Here is a 10,580-nt window from a genome sequence, read left to right on the forward strand (position 1 = left end):
ATCATGGATATTAGACAAGTTACGGAAACCATCGCCATGATTGAAGAGCAGAACTTCGATATCAGAACCATCACCATGGGGATTTCCCTTTTGGACTGTATTGATCCAGATATCAATCGTGCTGCTGAAAAGATTTACCAAAAAATTACTACTAAAGCAGCAAATCTAGTGGCTGTAGGAGATGAAATTGCTGCAGAACTTGGGATTCCTATTGTTAATAAACGGGTATCGGTGACTCCGATTTCTTTGATTGGTGCTGCGACTGATGCGACGGACTACGTCGTTTTGGCAAAGGCACTGGATAAGGCTGCCAAGGAGATTGGTGTTGACTTTATTGGTGGTTTTTCGGCTTTGGTACAAAAAGGCTACCAAAAAGGAGATGAAATTCTCATCAATTCTATCCCCCGCGCTCTAGCTGAGACAGACAAGGTTTGTTCGTCTATTAATATTGGTTCGACCAAGTCAGGTATCAACATGACCGCGGTCGCTGATATGGGGCGTATCATTAAGGAAACAGCTGCGCTATCAGATATGGGTGCGGCCAAGTTGGTCGTATTTGCTAATGCTGTTGAAGACAATCCTTTTATGGCAGGGGCTTTCCACGGTGTCGGTGAAGCAGATGTTATCATCAATGTCGGGGTTTCGGGTCCGGGAGTTGTCAAGCGTGCCTTAGAAAAAGTTCGTGGACAGAGCTTTGATGTAGTAGCGGAAACAGTTAAGAAAACAGCCTTCAAGATTACTCGTATCGGTCAATTGGTTGGGCAAATGGCGAGTGAACGCCTTGGTGTTGACTTTGGAATTGTCGACCTAAGTTTGGCACCTACTCCTGCGGTTGGTGATTCTGTGGCACGTGTCCTTGAGGAAATGGGTCTAGAAACAGTTGGTACGCATGGAACGACGGCTGCCCTCGCTCTTTTGAATGACCAAGTTAAAAAGGGCGGAGTGATGGCTTGTAACCAGGTCGGTGGCTTGTCAGGTGCTTTTATCCCTGTCTCTGAAGATGAGGGGATGATTGCCGCGGTACAAAATGGCTCTCTGAATTTAGAAAAACTAGAAGCCATGACGGCTATCTGTTCTGTTGGACTGGATATGATTGCCATTCCAGAAGATACGCCTGCTGAAACCATTGCGGCTATGATTGCGGATGAGGCAGCAATTGGTGTCATTAACATGAAGACAACGGCCGTCCGTATTATTCCAAAGGGCAAAGAAGGCGATATGATTGAGTTTGGTGGTTTGCTAGGGACAGCTCCAGTTATGAAGGTCAACGGGGCTTCGTCTGTTGATTTCATCTCTCGCGGTGGGCAAATCCCTGCTCCAATCCATAGTTTTAAAAATTAATAAAAAAGAGAGAGGATTTAAGTTGAGTTTAAGGATGACTGTGTATACTATAATCATTAAATAAAGATCTCCTAACTTTATTTAATTAGAATCCTAAACTTTTTCATAATAATCTCCTAGGAAAGCTACCGTTAGGGTAGCTTTTCTTGTGGGAAAATTACGAGAGCGGACTTTACTGTTGAAAGCCGAATATTTCTTTGTTCCATGATATAATAGAAGAAAATGGAGGATAGAAAATGTCTAAAGTAAGATTGTACTTGGTCCGTCATGGGAAAACGATGTTTAATACCATTGGACGTGCACAAGGATGGAGTGATACGCCTCTGACCGCAGAAGGTGAGTTGGGAATCCATGAGCTGGGAATTGGCTTACGAGAGTCTGGTTTGCAGTTTGACCGAGCTTATTCTAGTGATTCAGGGCGCACTATTCAAACCATGGGAATTATCCTAGAAGAACTTGGCCTGCAGGGGAAAATCCCTTACCGCATGGACAAGCGCATCAGAGAGTGGTGCTTTGGTAGTTTTGATGGGGCCTATGATGGGGATCTCTTTATGGGCTTGATTCCGAGAATTTTCAATGTAGACCATGTTCATCAGTTGTCCTATGCAGAGCTAGCAGAAGGCTTGGTAGAGGTTGATACAGCTGGCTGGGCAGAAGGTTGGGAAAAACTCAGTGGTCGAATCAAGGAAGGCTTTGAAGCGATTGCCAAAGAAATGGAAGAACAAGGTGGGGGCAATGCTCTCGTTGTGAGCCATGGAATGACGATTGGCACCATTGTGTATCTGATCAATGGCATGCATCCGCACGGTTTGGATAATGGCAGTGTGACCATCCTAGAATATGAGAATGGCCAGTTTAGCGTTGAAGTTGTCGGTGATCGTAGCTATCGGGAGCTGGGACGTGAGAAGATGGGAGAAATAAAAAATTGATAGAAGTTAGCTCCGATTAGGAGCTAATTTTTTTCCTGTTAAATAAGGTGGATTTGCGGCTCAGTATTTCTTGTTATCCAAGTCTAAAAGAGCATTTCTCGTCTTTCAAATTCCCCCAAAAATGGTATAATAGTAACATCATAAAATTGGAGAAATAGCATGAGTTTTTACAATCATAAGGAAATTGAGCCTAAGTGGCAGGGCTACTGGGCTCAACATCACACATTTAAGACAGGAACAGATGCATCAAAACCGAAGTTTTATGCTCTCGACATGTTCCCATATCCTTCAGGAGCTGGATTGCACGTAGGACACCCAGAAGGTTATACTGCAACCGATATCCTCAGCCGTTACAAACGTGCGCAAGGATACAGTGTCCTTCACCCAATGGGTTGGGATGCCTTTGGTTTACCAGCTGAGCAATATGCTATGGACACAGGAAATGACCCAGCAGAATTTACAGCTGAAAATATTGCCAACTTCAAACGCCAAATCAATGCGCTTGGATTCTCTTACGACTGGAACCGTGAAGTCAACACAACAGATCCAAACTACTACAAATGGACTCAGTGGATCTTCACCAAGCTTTACGAAAAAGGTTTGGCCTATGAAGCGGAAGTACCAGTAAACTGGGTTGAGGAACTAGGAACAGCCATTGCTAACGAAGAAGTCCTTCCAGATGGAACATCTGAGCGTGGGGGTTATCCAGTTGTCCGCAAACCGATGCGCCAATGGATGCTTAAAATCACTGCTTATGCGGAGCGTCTGCTTAATGATTTGGACGAGCTTGACTGGCCGGAGTCTATCAAGGACATGCAACGCAACTGGATCGGTAAATCAACTGGTGCCAATGTCACTTTCAAAGTGAAGGGAACAGACAAGGAATTCACCGTCTTTACGACGCGTCCTGACACTCTTTTCGGTGCGACTTTCACTGTCTTGGCTCCTGAGCATGATTTGGTAGATGCTATCGTCAGTCCAGAACAAGCTGAAGCCGTAGCAGACTACAAACACCAAGCTAGCCTCAAGTCAGACTTGGCTCGTACCGACCTTGCCAAAGAAAAAACAGGGGTTTGGACGGGTGCTTATGCCATCAACCCTGTCAATGGCAAAGAAATTCCAATCTGGATTGCCGACTATGTTCTTGCTAGCTATGGTACAGGCGCGGTAATGGCTGTTCCAGCCCACGACCAACGTGACTGGGAATTTGCCAAACAATTTGGCCTTCCAATCGTAGAAGTGCTTGAAGGTGGAAATGTAGAAGAAGCTGCCTATACTGAAGATGGTCTTCATGTCAATTCAGACTTCCTAGATGGCCTTAACAAAGAAGACGCTATTGCTAAGATTGTAGCTTGGTTGGAAGAAAAAGGTTGTGGTCAAGAGAAGGTTACCTACCGTCTCCGCGACTGGCTCTTTAGTCGTCAACGTTACTGGGGTGAGCCAATCCCAATCATTCATTGGGAAGATGGGACTTCAACAGCTGTTCCAGAAAGTGAATTGCCACTTGTTTTGCCTGTAACCAAGGATATCCGCCCTTCAGGTACTGGGGAAAGCCCATTGGCTAACCTGACCGACTGGCTAGAAGTGACTCGTGAAGATGGTGTCAAAGGTCGTCGTGAAACAAACACTATGCCACAATGGGCTGGTTCAAGCTGGTACTACCTCCGTTATATTGACCCACACAATACTGAGAAATTGGCTGATGAGGATCTCCTCAAACAATGGTTGCCAGTCGATATCTATGTGGGTGGTGCAGAACACGCTGTGCTTCACTTGCTTTACGCTCGTTTCTGGCATAAATTCCTCTATGACCTCGGTGTTGTTCCGACTAAGGAACCATTCCAAAAACTCTTTAACCAAGGAATGATTTTGGGAACAAGCTACCGTGACCACCGCGGGGCTCTTGTGGCAACTGATAAGGTTGAAAAACGTGATGGTTCCTTCTTCCATGTGGAAACAGGAGAAGAGTTGGAGCAAGCACCAGCCAAGATGTCTAAATCTCTCAAGAACGTTGTCAACCCAGACGACGTAGTGGAACAATACGGTGCTGATACCCTTCGTGTCTATGAAATGTTCATGGGACCACTTGACGCTTCAATCGCTTGGTCAGAAGAAGGTTTGGAAGGAAGCCGTAAATTCCTCGACCGTGTTTACCGTTTGATTACAAGTAAAGAAATCGCTGCGGAAAACAATGGTGCTCTTGACAAGGTTTACAATGAAACAGTCAAAGCTGTCACTGAGCAAATCGAGTCCATGAAATTCAACACAGCCATTGCCCAACTCATGGTCTTTGTCAACGCAGCTAACAAGGAAGACAAACTCTATGTAGACTACGCCAAAGGCTTTATCCAATTGATTGCCCCATTTGCACCTCACTTGGCAGAAGAACTCTGGCAAACTGTTGCTGCAACAGGTGAGTCCATCTCTTATGTAGCTTGGCCAACATGGGACGAAAGCAAATTGGTTGAAGATGAAATCGAGATCGTCGTCCAAATCAAAGGAAAAGTTCGTGCCAAACTCATGGTCGCTAAAGACCTGTCACGCGAAGAATTGCAAGAAATTGCTCTGGCTGACGAAAAGGTCAAAGCAGAAATTGACGGTAAGGAAATCGTGAAGGTGATTGCGGTACCTAACAAACTCGTTAATATCGTCGTTAAATAACGAGTTTATTAGCCCTATCTGCCACCTTCAATAGTCCACTGGACTATTGAAGCCAACTAAACTCGTTAATATCGTTGTGAAATAAGAAACGAATCCTTCAGAGGTAGAATCTGGAGGATTTTTGAATTTTTTCATGAAAGTATGATATACTATGTGCAATTATAAAGTTTGAAAAGCAAAACAAGGAGAAAGCTATGCCAGTAAACGAATATGGTCAGATGATTGGTGAGTCAATGGAAGGTTATACACCAGGTGAATTGCCTTCCATTGATTTCTTAGAAGGGAGTTACGCTCGGATAGAGGCTCTTTCTGTGGAAAAGCATGCGGAGGATTTGCTAGCTGTTTATGGTCCAGATACTCCTCGGGAGATGTGGACCTACCTTTTTCAGGAGCCAGTGGCAGATATGGAGGAACTGGTTGCCGTTTTAAATCAGATGTTGGCTCGTAAGGATCGTTTTTTCTATGCTATCTTGGATAGGGAGACGGGTAAGGCCTTGGGAACATTTTCTCTCATGCGAATTGATCAGAATAACCGAGTAATAGAAGTGGGTGCTGTCACCTTTTCACCGGCTCTTAAGGGGACGAGGATAGGGACAGAAGCTCAGTATCTCTTGGCTCGCTATGTTTTTGAGGAGCTTAACTATCGTCGCTATGAGTGGAAATGCGATGCCTTAAATTTGCCATCAAGACGAGCAGCAGAGCGTTTGGGCTTTGTCTATGAAGGAACCTTCCGCCAGGCTGTCATTTATAAGGGGCGGACTAGAGATACGGATTGGTTGTCTATGATTGATAAGGACTGGCCCCAAGCCAAAACTCGCTTGGAAATGTGGCTGGCTCCTGAAAACTTTGATAAAGATGGACGGCAGTACAAGAGTTTGAGAGAAATCTAAGAGGTGATGACATGATTACCGTTAGAAAGCAAGAATTAGTAAATATAAATGATGTTTTGCATCTCTATCAGGCAGTCGGCTGGACAAATTATACACATCAATCCCAGATGCTGGAGAAGGCCTTGTCTCACTCATTAGCGATTTATCTGGCACTTGATGGCGATGCCGTGGTGGGCTTGGTCCGTTTGGTCGGAGATGGTTTCTCATCGATTTTTGTCCAGGATTTGATCGTTTTGCCTAGCTATCAGCGCCAAGGGATTGGTAGAGACTTGATGAAAGAGGCTTTAGAGGATTTTAAAGATGCCTATCAAGTCCAACTAGTGACCGAACAGACAGAAAAAAATTTAGAATTCTACTGTTCACTGGGTTTTGAAACCTTATCTACTTATGATTGTACGGGAATGATTTGGGTGGATCGAAAAAAATAAAAATAATTATTTTTCTTAAGTAAAGTTTAAGTCTCCTCGTGTATCATATAGTTATTAAATAAAGACCTCCTAACTTTATTTAATGAAATCCTAAACTTTTCTTTTTCATCATAATCTCCTAAAGAAGTCACCCAATCAGGTGGCTTTTTTGTTGCCTGAGAAAGGAAATTCCATTTGGAAAAAATTTTTTAAAAAAGATAAATTGTAAAATATAGTACACCAAAAAAACTCACAGCATTTCATTGGTGTAAACTGTAAGTAACCACACAAACAGAAGCCGAGGAAAAACTATGAGCTACTCCCATCTTACCATAACCGACCGAATAAAGATAGAAACTTACTTGGAATTAGGTTTGAAACCTTGCCAAATTGCAAGTAAACTTGGCGTCCATAAGTCTATCATTTCAAGAGAGTTGAGACGATGCCAAAATGGTTACTCCGCAGTCTTAACACAGGAACAGTATGACCACAGGGCTAAGCAAAAGGGTCGGAAGTCTTGTTTAACACCTAAGTTGAAAAAGGAAATTGAGAAGGGGTTAAAAGCCTCCTGGTCGCCTGAACAGATTTGTGGGTGCTATCAGCTTGAACAAAGGCCAATGGTCGCTTTTAAAACCATCTATAACTGGCTCTATGCGGGTTTGATTGATCTGGATTTAAGCGTCCTTCGCCGAAAGGGAAAAAGTCGACAGCCAAAAGAAACACGTGGAAGATTTAGGATTGGCACACCGATTGCCAAACGTCCTAAAGAGGTCCGGAATCGTGAAACTTTTGGTCACTGGGAGCTCGATACTGTGGTGTCTTCCAGAGGCAAAAGCAAGGGCTGTTTAGCGACCTTTCTGGAGCGGAAAACTCGCTTTTACTTAGCTTTAAAGATACCAGACAAAACAGCCAAAGCCATGTTTTCAGCCATCGAACAACTTTGTAAGCTATTTCCAAAAGAGACTCTTAAAACCTTCACTTCAGACAGGGGAAAAGAGTTCGCCTGCTATCCTCTGGTAGAGAACTTAGGAATTTCCTTTTTCTTTGCGGACGCCTATTCATCATGGCAGAGAGGAAGCAATGAAAACGCAAATGGCTTACTAAGAGAATATTTCCCAAAGAAAACAGATTTAGCTGCTATATCTGATGAGGCTTTGAACAAGGCCTCATCAGATATCAATCACAGACCGCGAAAATGTTTAGCTTACAGAACTGCTTATGAGGCTCTAGTGGATGAGTTAGAGTAAATGTTGCACTTATTCTTGCAATTTATCATTACGAAAAATAATTACTAATAATTTTAGTTATATATAAGTTATTAAAATTACTTAAATTATATTAGTTAGGGGATAGTATAAAGCTAGTGATACCAAGGATTTTAAGAGTATAAAGTCTGAGAAACGCAAGGCAACAAGAATAGAACAAAATAAAAGTCCTAGAAATGCAAGGTAAACTAAGAGATTCAATAATCTTATAGGCTAGGAAGTCTATCATAGTTTTTCTTTGAGTATAAAATATGATAAAATATAAGGGAGATTCCTGCATAACCTTAGAAAAAACGGAGTTTAAAAAGTTAGTAGATGGCAAAATTAAAAGATGTAAATCAAAAACAGTATAGGGCTGTTATTCAATATGATAGAGACTTTCCAAAATATTTTGATCTTGGAGATCTATCAAAGAATGAAGCAAATGTTGTATATGCTTTATTGGGTGAAATTCGTGATAAATATTCTCCTGATGGAATAACTATCTCTTATTCTGACATTGCATATATGTCGGATAATGTTTTAAAAAATTCTGATGGAGTATATTATGCCAATACAGGGAAACACTTCAATCGTTTTATTGAAGAGATTCAGACTAAATTAAAACTCGTATCATATAAAAAATTTATTAAGATGGATGAAAAAGGGAATAGTGTTTTTGATGATTATCCTTTATTTACAGAAAAATTTAGAGTAGATCATATCAATCAGGAATTGACCGTTCATATTTCAGAAGCTGTTTATCAAAATGAGATTTTGGATGAAGTGGGGAACATTATTCAGAATAAAAAACGAGTTGTTGATTTATTTAATAAAGATGATTGGTCTGAGACAAAGTATTTAAAATTTGGTCGTGAGCTACATAATCAATTGAAAAAATATGGGCAAAATTTATATCGATGGATTGCTGAACACCGATCTATAAACCCTCCAATACCATATACTAAAAAAATAAATTAACAATTCTAAATAGTGCTATTAAAGAATTACAGAGTCTCACTTATGATGATGGACGTCAGATTATTAGAGATTTAGAGTATACTTTAGAAAATTGGGAAAAAGCAGGAGTGAAGAAGATGGAAGATATTGAGAACGCCGAAAGAGAAATTTTTGGCGAATCTCCAAAGACCAATGTTCCATTTTTGTCAAATCCTAATTATAAGAACGAGATAACAGAAGAGCAGCGTCAAGAACTTGAAAGAAAAAAAGCAGAAATGTTAAAAAAATTAGATTCCTAATGAGAGATTTATAGAAGATAATCGCTTTATTTTCTGACATTTGTTAATGGATATGGATAGTAAAAAATTAGATGAGTTAGATGACGTCACTTTTCCTGATTCGATTCAGGATTTTAACCGATCTTCTGAACTGAATGATGATAAAAAAGGAGGATACTCATTATGTCACTTTGGGATGCATGGTTTGGGACACCAACAGAAAAGAAAAGGGAACAATATAAGACTTTATATAATGATCTGAATAGTCAATTGAAAAGTTTTAAGACTAAATTAAAAATGATAGAGGGAAAAGTTGATAGCTATAATAGTTCACGACCTTCTATGAGTTTATCTATTATTCCAGAGGATGTTTTTAGTGATAGCGAAAATAGGGTTAAAACAAAAGTAGAATCAGTTATTTCAAATCAATCAAGTGACGTAAGCAAATTGTCTCGTGCGGTTGATGCAGCTTATGAACGATATCAGTATTATGCTCGATTGGCTGAGCAAGAACGCCGAGAGAGGGAAGCAGAGGCAAGACGTCAAGCTGAAGAACGTAGGAAAAGAAACCGTAGAAGGAGGTAAGTTCCATGGCAGATTTAAAAATAAAGTATAAAGATCTAGAGACAGCTATTCAGCTTTCAAAAGAAATTAATCAAGAATTGACAAATTCTTACCAAACTGTCACTCAATTAAAAAGTTATCTCCAGTCAGCCAAGTGGTCTGGGAAAACAAAGGTGGCTTTTGAGTCCTATCTAGACATCATCCATAAATACCACAAAGATTTGAGATCTATTATGGAAGAACATGAAAAAGCAGTAACAAGTTTGAAAAACTCCATTGATAGCTATAATGGTTCATCGGAAGTTTCATCAATTAAGGGGTTGTAAATATGTCAAATAAAGAAATATTTTCTATTCATGAACTCCATTATCTGATTGGTGCCTTTGATGGTGAACTAATGCCTGGTTTGCCAACACTAGACGATATTGTAACTGCTTCTGAACTAGTGTGGACGATAGCTAAGGAAGCTCTTGAGAAAAAAGGCCTAGTTAATGAGGATGGTTCTTTGACAAAATCAGGTTTTACCATAGTTGAAACTCTACGGGAGTATTGCTTAGGAATAACCTTGGTCATTCTGAATAATTTCTATTTCATGCACTGCCGTGATAGCGACTTCTCTATTCTTATCATTGATACTGGTCAGGGATATCAACTTGCCAAGATTAGTCCTATGAGTCGCTTATTATTGCTTCAAGATAAGCTATCGCTTGTGACAAGGATTTCTCTGGAAGATGAGGTAGATTTTCTAACTGAAAGAAGACAACTCACTTCTGATATCGAAACAGCTTTAGCATCTGATCAAGTTCTGATGGTACAGTATTATCCTTTGGAACAAATGTGCGAGACCAGACACGCAGCATTATTATCAGCTTCTTATCTCTTTGTTGAAGAAGGGGGAGAATTGCTGGGATTTGATGTGAATCAAGAGGAGTTATATCGTTTTAGTCAATACTATTTCCTTGAGAGATTGTATAATTGGCTTTCTATTCCGTTTAGAGAGGAGGATTTTGAAAATGGTTCTAATTGAAGCTACTACAATGGATGGTGGTGGATCTAACGAAATCGTCATGAATCCTGATGAATTACAGGCAATCATGCGTTATATCACCACAGTTGAGGTTTCATTTCAAAATAATTTGGCTCCAAAATTGAAGAGCCTTTCTGAAACAAAATATTATGAGGGTGGAGAAGCTTCCAAGGCAATGGATCACTATTCTAAAATGCTCAATAAAGTGAATGAAGTTGGCGACCTATATCGGCGTGCCAATAGTGAAATTTTAAGTATGATGGGACAGTGGCTCCAACA

Annotated in this window: 11 protein-coding genes and 1 pseudogene; all 12 read left to right on the forward strand. The window is 40.7% G+C overall.

Annotation, left to right across the window (positions count from 1 at the left end; translation table 11 throughout):
- Nucleotides 1–3 precede the first annotated feature (3 nt).
- Nucleotides 4–1,341, forward strand: coding sequence for a PFL family protein (locus tag HF881_RS07850; protein WP_169447041.1), 1,338 nt, complete (start codon nucleotides 4–6; stop codon nucleotides 1,339–1,341).
- A gap of 236 nt (nucleotides 1,342–1,577) precedes the next feature.
- Nucleotides 1,578–2,270, forward strand: coding sequence for a histidine phosphatase family protein (locus HF881_RS07855; protein WP_169447042.1), 693 nt, complete (start codon nucleotides 1,578–1,580; stop codon nucleotides 2,268–2,270).
- Between the two features lie 159 nt (nucleotides 2,271–2,429).
- On the forward strand, nucleotides 2,430–4,931 hold the full coding sequence (leuS, locus tag HF881_RS07860) for a leucine--tRNA ligase (RefSeq protein ID WP_169447043.1): 2,502 nt from the start codon (nucleotides 2,430–2,432) through the stop codon (nucleotides 4,929–4,931).
- A 194-nt stretch (nucleotides 4,932–5,125) separates the two neighbouring features.
- Nucleotides 5,126–5,821: a GNAT family protein gene (locus HF881_RS07865; protein ID WP_125398486.1), complete on the forward strand. Its 696-nt coding sequence runs from the start codon at nucleotides 5,126–5,128 to the stop codon at nucleotides 5,819–5,821.
- Between the two features lie 11 nt (nucleotides 5,822–5,832).
- Nucleotides 5,833–6,249, forward strand: a complete 417-nt coding sequence (locus HF881_RS07870) for a GNAT family N-acetyltransferase (RefSeq protein ID WP_125398485.1) — start codon at nucleotides 5,833–5,835, stop codon at nucleotides 6,247–6,249.
- A gap of 290 nt (nucleotides 6,250–6,539) precedes the next feature.
- Nucleotides 6,540–7,475 carry an IS30 family transposase gene (locus HF881_RS07875; RefSeq protein WP_169447044.1) on the forward strand — a complete coding sequence of 312 codons (936 nt, stop codon included), beginning with the start codon at nucleotides 6,540–6,542 and terminating at the stop codon, nucleotides 7,473–7,475.
- Between the two features lie 333 nt (nucleotides 7,476–7,808).
- Nucleotides 7,809–8,453 carry a hypothetical protein gene (locus HF881_RS07880; protein WP_169447045.1) on the forward strand — a complete coding sequence of 215 codons (645 nt, stop codon included), beginning with the start codon at nucleotides 7,809–7,811 and terminating at the stop codon, nucleotides 8,451–8,453.
- A 164-nt stretch (nucleotides 8,454–8,617) separates the two neighbouring features.
- Nucleotides 8,618–8,731: pseudogene (locus tag HF881_RS07885) on the forward strand (DnaD domain protein); the annotation flags it as partial.
- 162 nt (nucleotides 8,732–8,893) lie between these two features.
- On the forward strand, nucleotides 8,894–9,295 hold the full coding sequence (locus HF881_RS07890) for a hypothetical protein (protein WP_169447046.1): 402 nt from the start codon (nucleotides 8,894–8,896) through the stop codon (nucleotides 9,293–9,295).
- 5 nt (nucleotides 9,296–9,300) lie between these two features.
- Nucleotides 9,301–9,600, forward strand: a complete 300-nt coding sequence (locus HF881_RS07895; RefSeq protein WP_169447047.1) for a WXG100 family type VII secretion target — start codon at nucleotides 9,301–9,303, stop codon at nucleotides 9,598–9,600.
- Nucleotides 9,601–9,602: 2 nt separating this feature from the next.
- Nucleotides 9,603–10,301, forward strand: coding sequence for a DUF5081 family protein (locus HF881_RS07900; protein ID WP_169447048.1), 699 nt, complete (start codon nucleotides 9,603–9,605; stop codon nucleotides 10,299–10,301).
- Nucleotides 10,288–10,580: hypothetical protein (locus tag HF881_RS07905; RefSeq protein ID WP_169447049.1), on the forward strand; the 293-nt coding region annotated here is incomplete at its 3' end. The genes HF881_RS07900 and HF881_RS07905, both read left to right, overlap by 14 nt.

It is taken from the genome of Streptococcus sp. WB01_FAA12 (assembly GCF_012843315.1).
GTDB lineage: Bacteria > Bacillota > Bacilli > Lactobacillales > Streptococcaceae > Streptococcus.

What these genes read in the sequence shown, in the direction of transcription:
- HF881_RS07890 (WP_169447046.1), top strand. Translation starts at nt 8,894, where the DNA reads ATGTCACTTTGGGATGCATGGTTTGGGACACCAACAGAAAAGAAAAGG.
- HF881_RS07850 (WP_169447041.1), top strand. Translation starts at nt 4, where the DNA reads ATGGATATTAGACAAGTTACGGAAACCATCGCCATGATTGAAGAGCAG.
- HF881_RS07895 (WP_169447047.1), top strand. Translation starts at nt 9,301, where the DNA reads ATGGCAGATTTAAAAATAAAGTATAAAGATCTAGAGACAGCTATTCAG.
- HF881_RS07880 (WP_169447045.1), top strand. Translation starts at nt 7,809, where the DNA reads ATGGCAAAATTAAAAGATGTAAATCAAAAACAGTATAGGGCTGTTATT.
- HF881_RS07855 (WP_169447042.1), top strand. Translation starts at nt 1,578, where the DNA reads ATGTCTAAAGTAAGATTGTACTTGGTCCGTCATGGGAAAACGATGTTT.
- HF881_RS07875 (WP_169447044.1), top strand. Translation starts at nt 6,540, where the DNA reads ATGAGCTACTCCCATCTTACCATAACCGACCGAATAAAGATAGAAACT.
- HF881_RS07870 (WP_125398485.1), top strand. Translation starts at nt 5,833, where the DNA reads ATGATTACCGTTAGAAAGCAAGAATTAGTAAATATAAATGATGTTTTG.
- HF881_RS07865 (WP_125398486.1), top strand. Translation starts at nt 5,126, where the DNA reads ATGCCAGTAAACGAATATGGTCAGATGATTGGTGAGTCAATGGAAGGT.
- HF881_RS07900 (WP_169447048.1), top strand. Translation starts at nt 9,603, where the DNA reads ATGTCAAATAAAGAAATATTTTCTATTCATGAACTCCATTATCTGATT.
- leuS (WP_169447043.1), top strand. Translation starts at nt 2,430, where the DNA reads ATGAGTTTTTACAATCATAAGGAAATTGAGCCTAAGTGGCAGGGCTAC.